Here is a 19,826-nt window from a genome sequence, read left to right as displayed (position 1 = left end):
CTCTTTTATGGTGTCCCCTTGCGGGACAGGCTATCCACTTTATCCCTGAAACAAGTTCAGGGGATGTCGTTTCTATCCCTTACACAGTCTCTGATCCAAAACTTTCTAATATTTTAGAAATATGCATTTTATCTTTTGTAACTGCAATTCTGCCAGAACGCACAAATTGCATCAGCCCAAAAGGTTCTAATTTGTGATACAAAGCTTCTACTTCTCTTCGTCTTCCTGTTTTCTCTAACACAAAAAACTCTGGAGTCACAGTAACAATATTAGCATTACTATTCTTAATTACATTCTGAATCTGGCGATCTTCAAACAATAACTTTGAAGCTACTTTAAACAATGCTGTCTCCTGATAAATAGTCTCTTCATCTTTATGATAAAATGCTTTTATAACTTCGATCTGCTTTTCGATTTGACCAATTAACTTTTTTACTTGTTCTTCGGTTATTTTCACCACTATAGTAAATCGAAACACATCTTTGATTTCTGAAGCAGAAGCTGTCATACTATCCAAATTGATGTGACGCTTCAGGAATATTGCCGATATCCTATTTAGCAATCCTATATTATTCTCGGTATATACCGATATCGTAAAATTTTCTTTTTCCATAATTACTCTAATCTTATATCAGAAACTGATGCTCCTGTCGGAATCATCGGAAATACATTATTTTCTTTTTCAACACATACCTCCAAAAAATAAGGCCCTTCACACGCGATCATTTCTGCAATTGCATCTTGTAAATTTTCTCTTTTGGTTATTCTTGTGGATTTTATGTGATATCCTTCTGCTATTTTTATAAAATCTGGATTTACCATTTCTGTAGAGGCGTATCTTTTATCAAAAAATAGTTGTTGCCATTGCCTTACCATACCCAGAAAATCATTGTTTAAAACAACTATCTTTACAGGTACTTTGGTTTGAAAAATTGTACCCAACTCCTGAATCGTCATTTGATATCCTCCATCACCAATTATAGCGACAACTTCTCTATCCGGAGCTCCCATTTTTGCACCAATAGCAGCAGGTAATGCAAATCCCATTGTACCTAGCCCTCCAGAAGTAACATTACTTTTGGATTTAGTAAACTCTGCATATCTGCATGCAATCATCTGGTGCTGTCCTACATCAGATACGATAACTGCATCTCCTTTGGTTTCTTCATTAATCCCTCGAAGCACTTCTCCCATAGACAATCCTTCTTTACTAGGATATAGCTCATCTTTGATTACTTTATCATATTCTATAGCATCGTAATCTTTAAATTCCTGAAACCACGAATCATGTGTATTTGATTTTACCAAAGGAAGTATTTTGGCAAGTGTATTTTTAACATCTCCCATTACAGCAACATCAGCCTTCACATTCTTATCAATCTCTGCTGGGTCAATTTCAAAATGAACAACTTTAGCTTGTTTTGCGTATGTTTCCAGATTTCCTGTTACTCTATCGTCAAAACGCATTCCGATGGCTAATAATAAATCACACTCATTAGTTAATTTATTTGGACCATAATTACCGTGCATACCTACCATACCAACATTTAATGGATGTGATGTCGGCAATGCAGAAAGTCCTAATATTGTCCATGCTGCAGGTATTCCTGTTTTTTCTATAAAGTTTTTTAATTCTTCTTCTGCTTCTCCAAGAATTACCCCCTGACCAAAAACGATCATTGGTTTTTTTGCTCCATTTATGAGTTTAGCAGCGGCTTCAAGACTTTTTGGTTCTGTTTCTGGTATTGCCTGGTAACTACGTACTCCTTTGCATTTTTCATATATAAAATCTAATTCACCAAACTGAGCATCTTTAGTAATATCAACCAGAACAGGTCCTGGTCTACCCGACCGAGCAATATAAAAAGCTTTTGCCAGTACTGTTGGAATATCTTCAGCTTTTGTTACCTGGCAATTCCATTTTGTAATTGGCATGGAAATTCCAATAATATCTGTTTCTTGAAATGCATCTGTACCTAAAAGATGAGAACCTACCTGGCCTGTGATACAAACCATAGGGGTAGAATCGATCTGCGCATCCGCAATTCCAGTCACAAAATTGGTAGCTCCCGGTCCAGAGGTTGCAATTGCTACTCCTACTCTACCACTGGTTCTGGCATATCCTTGCGCAGCATGTGTTGCACCTTGCTCATGTCTGGTTAATACATGATGTAACTGATCCTGATACTTATAGAGTTCATCGTAGACAGGCATTATTGCCCCTCCCGGATATCCATAAATCAAATCTACACCTTCTGCCAAAAGACATCGTATTACCGCTTCAGCACCAGTCATTTTTTCTGTTGCTACTACCTTTTGTTTTTTCACTGTTTGCGTTTGTGTTTCCATACGCGTTTTTTTATTTAGAGTCTGGATTTTATTTCAATCAAGACTTAGATCCTTTTATATATTTCGGTTTTCACCGAAATGACAATTAATAGAAACCAATACCTCATAAAGCATTGGAATACTTTTTTAGAATTCATCAGTTACACATCCTTGCGATGCTGATGAAACCGTTTTTGCATATTTATACAATACACCTTTACTAAATTTCAATTCTGGTTGTACCCAAGAAGCTCTTCTTTTCTCTATCTCCTCTTTATCAATATCTACAGTAATAGCATTGGTCTCTGCATCAATTGTAATGATATCTCCATCTTTTACTAATGCTATCAAACCACCTTCTTGTGCTTCTGGAGTAATATGTCCTACAACAAACCCATGGGTTCCTCCCGAAAATCTTCCATCGGTAATCAAGGCTACATCTTTACCCAAACCTGCTCCCATAATCGCGGCGGTAGGCTTAAGCATTTCTGGCATTCCTGGACCTCCTTTTGGACCTTCATACCTAATGACGACCACATCACCTTTTTGTACTTTTCCATCTCTAATCCCATCATTAGCATCATACTCTCCATCAAACACTTTAGCTTTTCCTTGAAAACGCAATCCTTCTTTACCCGTTATTTTTGCAACACATCCATTTTCAGATAGGTTTCCAAACATAATTCTCAAGTGCCCTGTTTGTTTGATAGGGTTTTCCAAAGGTTTTATAACGTCTTGACCTTCGGTAAGATCAGGAACATCTAATAAATTTTCTGCTAATGTTTTTCCGGTTACAGTCAAACATTCTCCATGTAATAACCCTTTCTTTAATAAATATTTTAATACTGCAGGAATACCTCCAACCTCATGTACATCTTCCATAAGGTACTTTCCACTTGGTTTTAAATCTGCCAAGAATGGAGTTTCATCACTAATTCTCTGGAAATCTGCAAGTGTAAAATCTACATCTGCAGCTCTTGCAATGGCTAAGAAGTGTAATACTGCATTGGTAGATCCTCCAAGGATAGTCACTAACCGTATTGCATTCTCTAAGGATTTCTTAGTTACAATGTCTTTTGGTTTTATATCTTTTTCTAAGAGTACTCGCATAGCACGACCTGCAGCGATACTCTCTTCTTCTTTGTTGTTACTAATTGCAGGATTTGAAGAGTTATAAGGTAATGACATGCCCAAAGCCTCTATTGCAGACGCCATTGTATTGGCAGTATACATACCTCCGCAAGCTCCTGCTCCCGGACAAGCTTTTTCTATCACACTTTTATATTCTGTTTGAGTAATTGTACCAGCCACTTTCTCTCCCCAGGCCTCAAAAGCTGAAACCACATCTAATTTTTTACCTGCATGATGTCCTGAAGCTATTGTACCTCCATACACCAGAATTGAGGGTCGATTCAATCGTAAAATAGCCATTAAAGCACCAGGCATATTCTTATCACACCCTACAACAGTTACCATTCCGTCATAAGACATGGCTTGTACCACAGTTTCCATAGAATCTGCAATCACGTCTCTTGAAGGTAATGAAAAACGCATTCCCGGAGTTCCCATAGAAATCCCATCACTTACTCCAATAGTATTAAAAATGAGTCCTACAACATCTTCTTCTAATGTTCCTTTCTTCACTAATTTAGCGAGATCATTAAGATGCATATTACAAGGATTTCCTTCATATCCTGTACTTGCAATCCCGACTAAAGGCTTATTAAAATCTTCATCGGTTAAACCAATTGCATGAAGCATTGCTTGCGCTGCAGGCTGTGTGTCATCTTGAGTGACTTGTTTACTATATTTATTGATGCTCATTACGTTTGAATACCAGTTTTTTATTAATTTGATAAAATTTTAACTATTCTTTTACGACATTTGTATCGTATTGAATAAACCACAGTATAAAATTATTTCCTTATGGCTAAACGGGTAAAGATTATTCAATACCCTTACAATATCCAATACTCACTTTACCTTTCTTAAACACTGATTAACAAGTGTTTATATTCATTTTTTTTACAATCACTATTTGTTAATTTTTAATTAATTCTACATTTTGGTCTAAAAAAAATCCCTTCATACTTGAAGGGATTCTTATATTTTTAACATATCAATATCCCTCATCATGGTGAGCTAATCACAATACTAATAATGACATTGATATTACTGTTGTTAAACATGTTCATTTTTTAAATTTGGTTCAAAAAAAATCCCTTTACTGAGGGTAAAGGGATTTTTTATATTTTGAATATCAAATATGATCCCTTATCAAGGTAAAATAATTACCTCAATACTAATGACCGCGTTGATATTTATGTTTTTTATACTCATTTATATGGTCAAATATAGCAAAATATTCTATTGTCCTATATTTTTATATGTAAACTTTTGAAAATTTAGCGTTTCACTAGATTTTAAATAATTTGTTTTTCATACAATAAATCACCAACCCTACTCTTGTTTTCACTTCTAGCTTTCTAAAAACAGTTTCTCTATAATTTTCTATTGTTTTTGGACTTAGGTTCATTTCTCCAGCAATATCCCTATAGGTAAGTTCTGAACAAGCGAATTTCAAAAAGACTCTTTCTTTGTCTGTTAATTTATCTTGTAGGTTTTTACTAGTATCAACACCTTCAGAATTTCTTAATGCACTTTCTATTTTACCTGAATAATAGAAGCCTTGTTCTATTACCATCTTCATTGCAAACTCAAAATTCTCTGGATGAATATCTTTAAGCAAATATCCTTTTGCTCCAGCTCTAAGCATTTTGATAATGGTTTCTTCATCATCTTCCATGGTCAAAGCCAATACTTTTTGATCTGGTTTATTTTCCTTAAGCCATTGCATGGTTTGCACACCATCCATAACTGGCATTTTTACATCCAAAAGAATAAGGTCTGGTGTTTTTCTTTTATGAAGATAATATTGTGTAAGTTCTTTGCCGTTCTTTAGAATCGCTAATACCTCATATGCTTCAAGCTTAGAAATCAAACTTTCTAGCGACTGCGCGAATAAAAGATGATCATCAACAATTACTATGGTCTTTTTTTTCATCTGGTCCTTTTTATTATGTATACCATTTAAATTATATAGCCATCTATATTGAGAAAACAATTCTCAATACTACAAATGTATTAAATCAATTTCTATCTAGCATAGGATATGACAAGGTAAGTAAGACACCTTTTCCCGGAGAAGATTTATAGTCCAGTTTTGCTTTGACCAATGAAGCCCGACTTTTCATATTTAATAATCCTGAGTTTGCCTGTACAGATTTCATATCAAAACCAACCCCATCATCTTGTATTTTAATACGAAGTGCTTCTGGTGTATACTCCAGTTTTACATCGAGATTAGATGCTTCTGCATGTTTAATGGTATTAGAGAAAAATTCCTGAATAATACGATATAAGATAATCTCATCTTTGGGATCAATATACCCCTCTTCACCCTTTATCGTTAGTGTAGGTGTTAAAAAATTAAGTTTTTCAAAACGTTTTAGTTCTACCCGAATGGATTTCTCTAATCCCACATTCTCAATCACTTCATGATTTAAGGTTTTGGATAAATTGCGGATTTCCTGGAGACTATCTCCTACCAGTTTGCGCACATCTTGCAAAGAATCTGAAGACTGGGTATCAATCGTTGTACCCATTATATTGATTTGCATTACTGCTGTAGATAATAACTGGCCGATATTATCATGTAACTCCCAACTTACATTTTTAAGAGCCTGTTCTTGTATTTCTATACGAGATTTAAAAATCTCGTCTTCAAAACGTTGTTCTGCTCTTAATTTCTCAAGAATCAATTTATTTTTTCGTCGTTGAAAAGCTATAAAAAAGATAATCCCAAATACTACAAAAAAAAGAATAATTGCAGTAAAATAAACTATTAATAAGATTTGTTCTTTCGCGAGCATACCACAAAACCAATTGTATAACAAGTATAGGTAAAAATTATAGCACAATAAAGAATTATAACGCGGATTTTAACAAATTCAACGTTTTCTTTTGAATAATAAGAACTATAAATAAATAAAGGTGCTACTACTAAATGCAGAACCATTGTTCCTATTGCAATATAAAAAACCAAGTCTTTATTGAATTCTAATATTTTTTCACTTTTTAACATTTCAAAAAAATAAAAAAACACACTTATTAAAATAATTAAAGTACCAGTAATCATAGGGAATGCAGAATGAACTTTAAAAAAGTCATCAGTAACTAGCAAATTAAGTACAGATGTAACAAAAAATACAACTATTAAGACATTTAGAATATAAATGAATTTTTTTGATATTAAATTTTCTTTAAAATACCATGTATAAAAAACAATACTAATAATAGAATGAATATTATATAACCATGCATTCTTATAACTTAATAATGTCCCTTTTAAAAATGACATACTATCATATGTAGAGATAAGTGTTGGAAGTTTACCAAACATCTCTACAAAAAAGTTAAACCATAAAAAATATACAAAATACCGTATCAAACTACTGACACGGTATTTCATTATATAAATCGTACCCACTAACGCTGCTAAAAACTCAGCAGCCTGAAAAAGAATACCTAAAGTTTTCATTAATAAATCTGTGGAGGATTACCGCTATTTCCATAATTATAAGGCTCTAATTTATAATTATTTTGAGCACTATCACCTCCTTTACCCATTTCACCAGCAGGTGCTCCGGTAGGTACTAAAAATACCGTAGAGTAGCCTCTATCCATTTTACATTGTTCTTTTGGGTATGCGCCAAAATAAATTCTAATCCCTGGATTACAGATTCCTTGTTTTTTAGACTGTTTTTTTACATATTTAAGATACTCCTGAAGTTCTTCTACACTCCACCAAAATTCTCTGGTATCTTCAAACCCAAGACATTTATCTATTTCTGGTGTTCTGGTATCACACCATGCTTTTTGAAGCTCTTTTGCCTCTTCTACACTAATACATTTTTCGGGTCTTTTTTTTCCCATAACTTTTTTTTATTTAGGTTAACTGATGCTAATATATCCAAAAAACCTGGTGCAAAGCAAATACAACGTACCATCAACCACAAAACCAAAAGAAGACCAACAACTATTAAAAAACTGGATCACAACATCTTAACACACTAAACACAATACCATAAAAAAAGAACATAGGGGATTTTCCCCCTATAGTAAAAAGGGGCATTTCCCCTGTTTCATAATTACACTTTTTGATTATACAAATGTGTGACATATAGAAAGATTATGCGCTATACAGTAAGTCGAACAATAAGAAATCACCCCAAGGATTGAGGCGTTAAAATAAGACTCTGTTGAAAAAACAAAATTAGTTTAACTTACAATATTTAATTCTCAGTTAAATAAGATTCAAAAAAACGAATTTCATTAATATAGAAATAAGTTGATTTTTCATTCCGTTGAAAAATGGAATCTACTTAATACATGTACTACCAAAAATTGACTCCAGCCTACACTGGAATGACAAAAAACAATGAATACTCGTTCATCATACTAAAAACAACTAATTAAACATATAGGCAAATAGGAAATGAAAAAATTACCTTATCACTTTGAAACTACACTTTGACAATGCCTGTCCTGAGCTTGTCCAAGGGCTCAGTATGACAATTTTGATTTTATCATACTTAACGGTATTGTTATATCAACTTAAAACTACATCTTTCTTTCATTCTTTTTTGTGCAATTATATTGATTGACATTTCACTTAATTGTAAAACTCTTGGATATCCTCCCGTGGTTTGACAATCTCTCATCAAAATTATCAAAGTCCCCGATGGAGTCAATTGAACTGTACCCGGTAAAACCGGAGAAGTTAACATCGATGGTAAATCATTATATAATTTCTCTTCTAATTGAATTGCCATTCTATTTATTGTATTCGAAATGGTAAACGAATTATCAAATAAAAACGACTGTTGATCTTTTGATAAATGATCAAATTCTGGTCCCTTGTACACTTCTAATTTTTGGGTACTATCGAACAATATTGGAATAGAAATAGTAGACAATTGACGCTCAAAAATATTGTTGATTTTATATGGCAAAATAGCATCATTTTCTAATCGATAATCAGAGGTAATTGATTTATAAAATGATTTGCTTTTTAAAATCATTGGAGTAGAAAAACCTTTACTTATTCCTACATAACCATACACGCCTTTCCTACATGATTTAAATTTTAAAATATCATCTTTAACAATGCGAATTTTTTTATACATATCAATTTTCAGATCATTTAAAAAGGCATCCGCTTCAGCCCCTGTTAAAACAATTTCTGTATTTTCAAAAAAATGTAAAACTGGAGGTTGGAAAGTCCATTCTATACATGCCGAATTTTTATCATTCCCCAACAATGAATTTGCTAATCCATATGATAATTTATCCATAGCCCCACTTCTGGGAACACCATATTTTGAAAACCCAAAACGACCTCCATCCTGAATAGTAGTAAAAAAACCTGCTTTAAGAATTTTAACTCCTCCAGTCATCTCATGATCGGTTTAAGTAAGAAACTATCTTTTTCACACTTTGATCTGATATCGTTATATTCATATTCTTTTATCGACATAAACTGAATAGTATCGCCAGGTTCAAAAACAGTAAACTCTTTAGCATTTGGATTAAAAAAATCAAAAGGACACATACCTATCACATGCCAACCACCAGGACTTGTAACCGGATAAATTCCGGTTTGATTTCCACCTATAGCTACCGATCCTTTTTTCACCTCTAAGGAAGGTGTGTTTTTTCGAGGCAAATGAAGCTTTGAATCAAGACCACCCAAATATAAAAATCCAGGTAAAAAACCTATAAAGAAAATAGTATAACGAGGAGCAGTATGCAACGCAATTATTTCATCTACAGACAATGATTTATTTTTTGCAAACGTGTTCAAATCAGGTGCCAGAGCAGGGGAATAACATACCGGGATTTTCCACAGTCGATTTTCTTGTTGTCCTGGTAACACATTAGATGAATACAAGGTTTTTAGTTCAAAAACGGTATCATAGAATTTCTCTATAGTAGACACATAGTAAATTAACAACGAGTTATATCCAGAAATTACCTCAACAATTAGTTTACCATAAAAAGATTCAATTGATTTTTTATAAAAAAGAAGGTCATAAAGGACATTTTTGTCAATTACTGAAGGCCATTCGATTAAAATAGCCTTTTCAGAATACTGCCAATATCTTAATTCGTAACTCATGAATTTATCCTATACTTATGTTCAATTTCAAAAATTCCTGATGTAAATATTTTAAAATATCAACCGATTTTGGATTATCTCCATGTACACAAATCGTATCAAAAAAAATTGGCAACTCCTCTCCTTTTTTCGTTCTCACCTCATCTTCTAAAACCATTCTTTTTACATGTTCAAAAACTTGTTTTACATCTGTAAGAACAGCTTCATTTTCTAAACGAGAAACCAAAGTCAAATCGTCATTATAATTTCGATCTGCAAAAACTTCAAATTTTAATCTAAATTTATCTTTCACAAGATACGATAATTTAGAATTTTTTGACGTTATTATAAACAAACTTTTATCGATATTATTTATTGCTTCAAGTACTGCAGAAGCTACCTCTTCATTTTTGACTACTTCATTATAAAGCGCTCCATGTGGCTTTACATGATGCAACTCCTCTCCTTTTTTGTCAACGTAAAATTTAACTTCTTCTATTTGAGCAACAATTGTTTTCACTAAATCATCATATGCCAAGGCCATCTTAACTCTTCCAAAATTTTCTCGATCGGGATATGATGGATGTGCTCCAATCTTTACTTTATGTGCACTTGCTAACCGGATAGTTTTCTGGATCTCTTCTTGATCACCTGCATGACTCCCACATGCAATATTACACCAAGATATAAATGGCATTATCTGAGCATCAAAACCAGCTCCTTCTCCAACATCTGCATTAAAAATTATTTCTTTCATATTCCTACAAAAAATAAAAATAAATCCTACAAATTAATTACTACCTTCCAAATACTTCTACATCCTAAAAAAGCGGCAATCAATACAATCAAAAAACCAATAGCATTTTGCACCTTAGAATTAGTGTATTTTCCTAAAATATTTTTCTTGTTCATAACCCATAAAAGGAAGCCTGCAATTACAGGTAAAAGGAGTCCGTTTGCCACTTGTGCAAATTGTATAATCTTAATTGGTTTTATCCCTAGAGATGAAAATACTACACCAAGAAAAAGTATAAACATCCAAACTGATCTAAATTGTTTACTCTTTAATCCTCCTTGCCATCCTAAACATCCTTTTACTACATATGCAGCTGCTAAAGGAGCAGTTATAGCCGAGGTAATTCCTGCTGCAAAAAGCCCTAAAGAAAGTACATATTTTGCTGCAGGTCCAAAAACAGGTTCCAGGCTTTTTGCTAAATCAGCTGCATTATTTACTTCGTTACTAAGTATTGCAGCACCCGCAATAATAATAGCCATAGACACTAACCCACCAGCCGAAATAGCAATAATGGTATCTTTTCTTGCTAATGGTAGTTCTTCTGGAGTATTCCATTTTTCTTTTACCACTGAAGCATGAAGAAACAGATTATAAGGAACGACTGTAGTACCCACTAACCCAATAACTGTAAATAGTTTTTCTGAAGAAAAATCGGGAACAAACCCTTTAACAACTAAAGAAATATCTGGTTTGGTCACAATAGCAGTAATAATAAAAGCCAAACTCATAAAAAGTACTAACACTATCAAACTTCTTTCTAGTATTTTATAATTACCTATGTACAAAACCACAAATGCCAATACTCCAATTATCCAACTCAAATAGTTAAAAGCGAACCCTCCCAAGCTTATATTTGGCGATTCAATGATTGTTGATAACCCTAAGACACCACCACTTATATTGCCTGCTTCATAGGCAGCATTACCAATAAAAATTGCAGAAATAATAATACCCAGAAGTATTGATTTTACAATTTTATTATCAAACTGAGATTTAAGCACTTCACTAAGTCCATTTTGAGTTACCACACCTAGCCTTGCTGCCATTTCTTGCAATACCATACAAGCTATAATAGAAAGTCCCAAAGCCCATAATAATGTATACCCAAACTTCACTCCTGCTATTGTGCATACTGTGACTGTACCCGGACCAATAAATGCTGCTGTAACCAAAGTCCCCGGACCAATATTAGAAAACCACTTTTTCATGCGTTCACCTATTTTTAATCATTTATTTTGTATTTATATCTAAGGTGTATATCGCAAATGACCCTAACCAATGCCCTCCTTCATAACTATCTCCAACCAGATTGGGTAATGAATAGTTGATGTGCGTATTTGCTACCGAAAAAAGATGCGCATAGTCCTCGTATTGTTTTGCTAATCCATATAGCACCCAGGCTCTACTAAAATTGAGCCCATCTAAATGTACTAGTTTACCATCAGTACGATCAGATACTTTACCCACTTCTATTGTGTAGTTTTTATTTTTTAGTTGAGGCATGAAAGCAGAAATCCAATGATCAAATTCTTTTTTATTAAGTATTCTTCTCATTAGGTCAATTTCTTCAAAACAAGGAGACAAAAAATCATAGCCACTTGGTTCCCATCCGATAGGGCAGTTCTGATCATTCTGATAGAACTCCTTTGCTTTACCTTCAATACTTTCCTTTAATTTTTGATGATTAACCGTATTCGCATAGTCCCAAGCAAATGATAATCCGAATGCTGTATTGGTATGCTCTCCCACTCTAATAGGATAATTAAGTTTTGGCAAGAAATCAATGTATTTTTGAACAATCATAATTGTTAAAGGTTCTAAATTTTCCTCCAACTCCCTTGCTATTGGATCATCCCAGGTATGCAATTCTTCTGCTAGTTTAAGCAACCAAGCCCAACCATAAGTTCTCTCATAAGATTTATTATGTTTCTCTTCAAAATATTTAACTTCTATTGCTATATTATTTTTTGAAATATTTTGGCGCAATTTGTTTATAGCTTCTTCTCTTTTTTCGAGATCGGGAAAGGTTTTTAAAAGCTTCACCAATGACCAATGACCATGAACAGAAGAATGCCAGTCAAAGCAACCATAAAATGTAGGATGCAATTCTTTAGGCTCTCCAATATTTTCTTTTCCTCCCAGTGTTTGATTAAGCTTGTTAGGATATTCAATTTGTAAACACGCTAATGGTAATTCTGCCAACGAATTAGCATTGGCTAATGTAAGTTGCAAAGGTTTTTGAATTGGATGTTCTTGCTGATTTTGAGCTGCTTTATCTTCTGATAATTTCTTCTGATTTTCAGCATCTTTATTACAACTTATGAAAGCTAGTATTAAAATCAAAAAAAGTATTCGATTCATAGTCAATATTTAAAAGTTCAATGTCTGTTTTCCTAAAAATATTGATTTCAGAAGGGATAGTAAATGGATTGTTGATAAGAACCACAAATAGTTTATAAGTTATCGAATACCCCATTATTGGACTTATTAAACTAGCCTAACCAACCATCCCGATCCAGGCTTCTGTATTGTATGGCTTCAGAAATATGATTTCCTTTTATATCCTTAGAACCTTCAAGGTCTGCAATAGTTCTTGAAACTTTTAGAATACGATCATAAGCTCTTGCTGATAGATTTAACCTTTCCATTGCTGTTTTCAGTAATTCTTTTGAATTTTTATCAAGTGCACAAAATTCTCGTATTTGTTTTACTCCCATTTGTGCATTGTAATGAATACTCTGTAACTTTTCAAATCGCTTGGTCTGAATATCTCTTGCTACAATCACTCGTTTCCGAATATCGACACTAGGCTCTCCTCTTCTTTCTTCGCTAAGTTTATCAAATGGAACCGGAGTAACTTCAATATGAATATCAATTCTATCTAATAAAGGCCCGGAAACCTTACTTAGATAACGTTGCATTTCTGCAGGAGAAGAGACTACAGGCGCGTCAGGATCATTAAAATAACCTCCCGGACTCGGATTCATGCTCGCCACTAACATAAAACTAGATGGATAAGTGACTGTAAATTTTGCTCTCGAAATTGTTACTTCTCTGTCTTCTAAAGGTTGACGCATTACCTCTAACACTTCTCTTTTAAATTCTGGCAACTCATCCAGAAATAAAACTCCATTATGTGATAGGGATATTTCTCCTGGTTGGGGATAACTTCCTCCTCCAACTAAAGCTACATTTGAAATCGTGTGATGTGGACTTCTAAATGGTCGTTGTGCCATTAATCCAACATTATCTTTAATACGCCCAACGACACTATGAATTTTGGTCGTTTCTAATGCTTCTTGCAAAGACATAGGCGGAAGAATACTTGGTAACCTCTTACTTAACATCGTTTTTCCACTACCCGGAGGACCTACCAATATAATATTATGACCTCCCGCGGCCGCAATTTCCATACAACGTTTTATACTTTCTTGCCCTTTTACATCGGCAAAATCAAATTCGGGATTAGCAAGCGCTGAATAAAATTCTTCCCTAGTGTCAACGATAGTTTGTTCTAATTGTCCTTTATCATCAAAATAATCAATTACTTCTTTAATATTATCAACACCATACACCTCTAGATGATCTACAATTGCAGCCTCTTTAGCATTTTGTTTTGGAAGTATAAAACCTTTAAAACCTTCTTCTCTGGCCTTAATTGCTATTGGAAGAGCTCCTTTTATCGGTTGCAGACTTCCATCTAGAGAAAGTTCCCCCATAATTAGATAATCAGAAACAGTATCTCCTTTGATTTGTGAGCTTGCAGCAAGGATTCCTAATGCCAAAGTAAGATCATATGCAGATCCTTCTTTTCTTAAATCTGCAGGCGCCATATTGATAGTAATTTTCTTTCCTGGTAATTTGTAACCGTTATTTTGTAAAGCAGCTGCGATACGATAACTACTTTCCTTTATCGCATTATCAGGCAACCCTACCAAATGATACCCAATCCCTTTATCAATATTTACTTCTACAGTTATTGATGTTGCTTCAACACCAAAAACAGCACTACCAAAGACCTTTGTCAGCATATATTCCTTTTTTCATACATGCAAACATAATCAGAATGAGTTTCAAAAAATGAAACTAGATTTTTGTATTCCGAAATATAGAATGGTAAAATAAATTATTCGACTATCAATATTTCTCGAATAGAGACTGGTTTTCCTTTATCTGTAAATCCTTCTAGTGAGATTTCATATTGCCCAACATTGTCTGATGTAAAAAAGTCAATTACCATCTCTTTAGCATCAAATTTAAGGTTGGGTATCCACAGTAATTGATGTCTATAATCCGGAATATGATCTGTTGTAGACTTTGTAGCTTCATCATATTGTTCGTGATAATATTTTTTTATAGGCAATGGTTTTGATAAAGTCAAGCTATACACCCCTTCACTTCTAAATGATTTATAATAATCCCCATCTATTGTTTCTATATCTATCACTCCTTGAAACATTTGTGAATTTAGAAAATACAAATCTCTTATAAGTTTAATACTTTTAATTTTGTTTGCATTATAATCCACTATAGTACTATGATCCTGAATTATGACGCCATCAATAATAACGAGTGGTAGAAATGCATAATTTGAAGAAGATTCATAGCCACGAACCTGAAAAACATATTGCTCTTCATCAATCTTTTTAATCCATGCATTATTTACAATTTCTACCAAAGTTTCTCTTATTGTAGGGAATCTTGTGTAATCATCTAAATTAAAAACCTGTGCAATATCTCCATAAAAACGAGACTTATCATCATTTAAAGCCAGTGTATCAGGTTTAACAGAGAAGTATCCATTGCGTATTTGATTATACACACTGCGTTCCAAAACGGATGATTTAGATTCTGAAGACAATGAAAATTTATTAAATACAAGATCAGAATAATCAGGGGATTTAGGATCATCCAAGGTTATTCTGAATTTCTCTTTATCGCCTAATACCTGAACTAAGGCATCCTGCTCAATGTGGGCCTTGTCTACATTAAAATAAAACACTCCGTCCCCATCTGCTTCTGCTATTTTTAATTCATAATTCTCACCAGGTATTGATATAGCTACTTTCTTATTAGATACTAAAGTTCCCGAATCTACAGGAGTAATCTTTCCCGATATAAGCTCTCCTCTAAGTTCTGGTGGAACAATTTTTTTAGGACTACCACTTTGTTGTGATTCATACAGAGAAAAAAATGTTTTGGCGCTATATCTTGATGCTTCTTGAAAGGATGTATCCTTCTTTTTAACTGATATTGAATAATTTCCATACCCAAGATTGCTTCTTATATCTTTTATGGTTAATTGAACCTTACTCCTTTTAGTAAATTTTTTCTTATTCAGAATCAGTTTTACATTAGTATTATCATTTTGAATCAGATCCGAATCACTATTTATCTCTTTCTTATCTGAAGTCTCTAAAATGTTTTTTTGATTACCTTGATAAGGATTTATGACACTAATATCTCCTTGAAAAAAATTATTCTTAACCCCGTTATTCATCCATTGCGTGTATCCTACAAGTTTATAATTCCCAGAAGGAATAGTAACTGGAAGGAAAAAATCTCCTTGCCCTACTCCTTTATTCAAATTTATTTTATGTTGGAAAATACTTTTTTTATCCTCTCCTACTAACTCCACATATGCAATTTTACTCAAATCACTCAAGAGGTTAAGCTTAGCATTAATACAGTATAAACTATAGTATAAATATTCTCCTGTGAATAATAATGATGAATTGTAATGTATATAAACTTTTTCTTGAGGTATATCCTTATAGTCTATAGATTGTAATTTATCTTCAGTATTTGATTGAGAATTAACCAATGAATAAAATAAAAGAAAGATCACCACTAATTTCATACTATGTCTATTCATAATTTTCATAATTAATTTTCCCAAAATTCTGGGATTTCACTATTACCTATCTCTGTACAATCACCACACTCCTTTTCTACTAACTTATATGGACCTCCTTGTTCTGGGTCATCATTAAGACCAGCAAACAAAAACAATCCCGACCTTATTATACTAGAAAATCCATTTATACGTGGCGCACCAATATTACAATCTTCAAAATAAGGAGGTAAGTCTTCTTTTGGAAAAAAGTCTCTATAATTAAAAAAAATACGTTTTGATGATATTGAAGAAACCTGAAAAAGCCCTAAAACATTTTCTTTTTCATTAGAAAGCGATTTGATATTACCTACAATAAATCCAGGTTGTGTTTGAGAAAACAAGGTTATAGAATTAGAAAATTCTTTCAATGTTTGATAAAACTCATATGTTTCTCTCGACTGCACAAACTGATGTACTAGAATTGAATAGCGATCACTTATTGTATAATCATCGATACCAATAAAACGAACCAAAAATTTTGACACTCTATTTTCATCAAAATCTTCAGTTTTTGTAATTAAAATATCTAAAGCAGGGTTTGTTTTATAGCATACTCTTTTTTCTAAAGGTCGTCTAACGAAATCCACTGTTAATGGATTATCAGAAAGTAAAATCAAATCAAAATCATTAAATTCTGGAGCTACAAATCTAAATGTTTCTTCGAATTCATATCTGTAAAAAGACGCATTACCTGTTGCATCAAAACTATCCACAAAAATCCCTATTCCTTCTTTACCTTTTTCATTAATAATTCGCTCAGCATATAGTTTGTCTATACTTGTTTTTGGTGTTAATTCTACCGAATCAGATATATATGATTTACCGTCATTGGTTTGAATTGATAAAGTATACTCTCTATCAGATAATGCCTGAAAAGGCAATACTGATGTATACACCCCTAAATCTGTTTCCTGAAAGAGATACTCACTCCCTTCACTATCATTAATCTTCACTTCGGCATCCTTTTCTCCTGATAGATTATCATCTTCAAACCGAAAGGTTTTTGACAACTTAACCACTTGGTGTTTTAACTCATCTGTAATAATAGCTTCGATAACAATAATATCTTCAAAAGTCTCTGTTTGTAGTTTAAACTCTTCTGTACAATTTGTTATACAAAACAAGATGAGCATTCCTAAAAGTATACGATATGTATTATTATTCGTTTTCATTATATTAGTTCTCCCAAAACTCTGGTACTTCACTACTTCCTACCTCTGTGCAATCACCACATTCTTTAGGAACAATAAGATATGGTCCAGTTTCTACATCATTTGATCCTGTTTCTTCTAAAAATAAAAAAAGTCCTGTATTAAATGTGTTCGTAAAAATGCCTGGAGAAGGCATAATTGGCGGAGCAATACCTTCACAACTAAAAAAATATGGTGGTAGATCCTCTACTACAAAAAAATCTCTATAATTAAAAAATATACGTTTTGATGATACTGATGATACTTGAAAAAACCCAAGTACATTTTCGTCAGGATTTTCAATAGCTTCGATATTACCTGCTATAAACCCTGGTTGTATTTGCGAAAACAAGGTTTCTGAACCAGAAAAGTCTTCTATCGTTTCATAAAACACCTGAGCTTCTCTGGACTGTACAAATTGATTAACCTGTATAGAATAACGATCACTAATACTATAATCATCTGTTCCTACAAAATGAACCAAAAAACGAGAAATTCGATTTTCATTAAGTCCTTCAGTCTTTGCCAGAATTATATCTGTTGAAAGATCAGTTTTATAACATGTTCTTTTTTCGATTGGTCTTGGTGTAAAATCAACCACAAAAGGATCTTCTGAAATCACTTCGAGATCAATAAAAGAAAACGACGGCGCAACAAATCTATATGTCTCGGCATACTCATACCGATAAAACGAAGCGTTCCCTGTAGCATCAAAACTATCTACAAAAATACCTACTCCTTCTAACCCATCATCATTAGTCATACGTTCTGCATAAAGGTTATCTATTTCTGTTTCTGCCGGTAAAACAACAGGATCAGAGACATATGATTTCCCATCGCTTGTGCGTATCGATAATGTATATTCTAGCCCAGAAATTGCTTGAAAAGATGTCGTAGATATATATACCCCTGAGTCAGTTTCTTCAAAAACATATTCATTTTGATCACTATCAACAACTATTACCTCTGCATTACTTTCTCCAAATGTTCCACTTTCATCCTCAAAACGAAATGTTTTTGATAATTGAATTTTATGCTGTTTTAATTCATTCGTAATGTTTCCTTCTATTACCAAAAGGCTTTCAAAAGTTTCGGTTTTAGGTACAAATTCTTCTGTACAATTTGTTAAACAAATGACTACTAATCCTAGAAAAAAACGATGTATTCTATTTTTTAAATTCATGTTATTAATCTTCCCAAAAATCTGGTCTTTTATTAGTTCCCAAAACGGTACAATCTCCACATATCTTGGGCACTAATAAATAAGGCCCTTCAAAAATATTATTTACCCCTGTTTCTCCATCAAATAAATACCTATCCGCATTTAACTCATTAATTAGAGCTACTGGAATTGGAACTATAATAGGCGCAAATGATTCACATCCTACAAAGAATGGAGGGATAGGCTCTGTTGGGAAAAAGTCCCTATAATTAAAAAATATGCGTTTTGTAGTGGTTGATGTAACCTGAAAAAAACCCAACACATTTTCATCAGAGTTATCGACTGAATTAATATTTCCTTCAATAAATCCTGGTTGAGTTTGAGAAAACAAAGTTACTGAACTAGAAAAGCTTTTAACATTTTCATAAAATGAATGCGCTTCTCTAGATTGAACAAATTGATGCACCAAAATAGAGTATCTATCACTATTTCTGTAATCATCCACCCCGATAAATCTAACTAAAAACTTAGACACTCTATTTTCATCAAAATCTTCGGTCTTGGTAATTATAATCCCCTGAGAAACATCGGTTTTATAACAAGTTCTCTTATTTTGAGGTCTTGGAACAAAATCAATAACAAAAGGATCTTCAGAATCCAAAACAATATCCTCGTCATTAAAACTAGGTGCATTAAATCTATATGTTTCTTCAAATTCGTATCTATAAAAAGAAGCATTACCGCTTGGATCGAAATTATCCACAAAAATACCAACTCCTTCTAATCCTTCATCATTAGTCATACGTTCTACATAAAGATTATCTATTTCATTTTTCACTGGTAATATCATTGGGCTGGAAATATAGGACTTCTCATCATTAGTTCGTATTGATAGCGTATATTCTCGACCAGAAACAGCTTGAAAAGGAGATATAGACCTATATACCCCAGGAGTAGTTTCTTCAAAAATAAATTCGTTTCCTTTATTATCAACAACCATAACTTCAGCATTACTTTCTCCTAAAGAACTATTTTCTTCTTCAAAACGAAATGTTTTTGACAACAAAATTTCATGTCGTTTTAACTCATCTGTAATGTTTCCTTCAATTACCAAAAGACTTTCAAAAATTTCTGTTTTGGGTTCAAATTCTTCAGTACAATTTACAGCAGAAAATATGATCATGATTACAAATAACATATAATATTTCTTATAGTATTTCATAGCTATAATATAG

Annotated in this window: 17 protein-coding genes; all 17 read right to left on the bottom strand. The window is 33.1% G+C overall.

The features are described 5' to 3' along the window. Nucleotides 1-79 precede the first annotated feature (79 nt). The gene (gene ilvN / locus DK442_RS13975; protein ID WP_109436518.1) at nucleotides 80-613 is read right to left on the bottom strand and encodes an acetolactate synthase small subunit; all 534 of its coding nucleotides are present in this window, start codon (nucleotides 611-613) and stop codon (nucleotides 80-82) included. Between the two features lie 2 nt (nucleotides 614-615). Next, the gene (ilvB, locus tag DK442_RS13970) at nucleotides 616-2,349 is read right to left on the bottom strand and encodes a biosynthetic-type acetolactate synthase large subunit (RefSeq protein WP_109436517.1); all 1,734 of its coding nucleotides are present in this window, start codon (nucleotides 2,347-2,349) and stop codon (nucleotides 616-618) included. Nucleotides 2,350-2,475: 126 nt separating this feature from the next. Beyond that, nucleotides 2,476-4,152, bottom strand: a complete 1,677-nt coding sequence (gene ilvD / locus DK442_RS13965) for a dihydroxy-acid dehydratase (protein WP_109436516.1) — start codon at nucleotides 4,150-4,152, stop codon at nucleotides 2,476-2,478. Nucleotides 4,153-4,744: 592 nt separating this feature from the next. Further along, entirely contained in the window at nucleotides 4,745-5,392 is a 648-nt protein-coding gene (locus tag DK442_RS13960; RefSeq protein ID WP_109436696.1) for a response regulator transcription factor, read from the bottom strand. An 85-nt stretch (nucleotides 5,393-5,477) separates the two neighbouring features. Further along, on the bottom strand, nucleotides 5,478-6,260 hold the full coding sequence (locus DK442_RS13955; protein ID WP_109436515.1) for a sensor histidine kinase: 783 nt from the start codon (nucleotides 6,258-6,260) through the stop codon (nucleotides 5,478-5,480). Next, on the bottom strand, nucleotides 6,233-6,928 hold the full coding sequence (locus tag DK442_RS13950; RefSeq protein WP_109436514.1) for a hypothetical protein: 696 nt from the start codon (nucleotides 6,926-6,928) through the stop codon (nucleotides 6,233-6,235). Before DK442_RS13950 ends, DK442_RS13955 begins: the two co-directional genes overlap by 28 nt. Beyond that, entirely contained in the window at nucleotides 6,928-7,323 is a 396-nt protein-coding gene (locus DK442_RS13945; protein WP_109436513.1) for a hypothetical protein, read from the bottom strand. Before DK442_RS13945 ends, DK442_RS13950 begins: the two co-directional genes overlap by 1 nt. Nucleotides 7,324-7,994: 671 nt before the next feature. Further along, nucleotides 7,995-8,846: a biotin-dependent carboxyltransferase family protein gene (locus DK442_RS13940; RefSeq protein ID WP_109436512.1), complete on the bottom strand. Its 852-nt coding sequence runs from the start codon at nucleotides 8,844-8,846 to the stop codon at nucleotides 7,995-7,997. After that, nucleotides 8,843-9,568, bottom strand: a complete 726-nt coding sequence (gene pxpB / locus DK442_RS13935) for a 5-oxoprolinase subunit PxpB (RefSeq protein ID WP_109436511.1) — start codon at nucleotides 9,566-9,568, stop codon at nucleotides 8,843-8,845. The genes DK442_RS13940 and pxpB overlap by 4 nt, the downstream gene beginning before the upstream one ends. Nucleotides 9,569-9,572: 4 nt before the next feature. Next, complete coding sequence (gene pxpA, locus DK442_RS13930; protein WP_109436510.1) at nucleotides 9,573-10,304, bottom strand: 5-oxoprolinase subunit PxpA; 732 nt, start codon at nucleotides 10,302-10,304, stop codon at nucleotides 9,573-9,575. Between the two features lie 26 nt (nucleotides 10,305-10,330). Next, nucleotides 10,331-11,551, bottom strand: a complete 1,221-nt coding sequence (locus tag DK442_RS13925) for an Nramp family divalent metal transporter (protein WP_109436509.1) — start codon at nucleotides 11,549-11,551, stop codon at nucleotides 10,331-10,333. A 22-nt stretch (nucleotides 11,552-11,573) separates the two neighbouring features. Continuing rightward, a complete protein-coding gene (locus DK442_RS13920) occupies nucleotides 11,574-12,704 on the bottom strand; it encodes a DUF2891 domain-containing protein (RefSeq protein ID WP_109436508.1) in 1,131 nt (376 codons plus the stop codon). A 131-nt stretch (nucleotides 12,705-12,835) separates the two neighbouring features. Beyond that, nucleotides 12,836-14,374: a YifB family Mg chelatase-like AAA ATPase gene (locus tag DK442_RS13915; protein ID WP_109436507.1), complete on the bottom strand. Its 1,539-nt coding sequence runs from the start codon at nucleotides 14,372-14,374 to the stop codon at nucleotides 12,836-12,838. 95 nt (nucleotides 14,375-14,469) lie between these two features. Next, nucleotides 14,470-16,218, bottom strand: coding sequence for a hypothetical protein (locus tag DK442_RS13910; protein WP_160114184.1), 1,749 nt, complete (start codon nucleotides 16,216-16,218; stop codon nucleotides 14,470-14,472). 11 nt (nucleotides 16,219-16,229) lie between these two features. Next, nucleotides 16,230-17,411 carry a DUF4249 domain-containing protein gene (locus DK442_RS13905; protein ID WP_109436505.1) on the bottom strand — a complete coding sequence of 394 codons (1,182 nt, stop codon included), beginning with the start codon at nucleotides 17,409-17,411 and terminating at the stop codon, nucleotides 16,230-16,232. 4 nt (nucleotides 17,412-17,415) lie between these two features. Beyond that, a complete protein-coding gene (locus DK442_RS13900) occupies nucleotides 17,416-18,612 on the bottom strand; it encodes a DUF4249 domain-containing protein (RefSeq protein WP_109436504.1) in 1,197 nt (398 codons plus the stop codon). A 4-nt stretch (nucleotides 18,613-18,616) separates the two neighbouring features. Next, nucleotides 18,617-19,813 carry a DUF4249 domain-containing protein gene (locus DK442_RS13895; protein WP_160114183.1) on the bottom strand — a complete coding sequence of 399 codons (1,197 nt, stop codon included), beginning with the start codon at nucleotides 19,811-19,813 and terminating at the stop codon, nucleotides 18,617-18,619. Between the last annotated feature and the right edge of the window lie 13 nt (nucleotides 19,814-19,826).

This window comes from Aquimarina sp. AU119 (assembly GCF_900312735.1).
GTDB lineage: Bacteria > Bacteroidota > Bacteroidia > Flavobacteriales > Flavobacteriaceae > Aquimarina > Aquimarina algiphila.
This window is presented reverse-complemented; position numbering and strand designations above follow the sequence as displayed.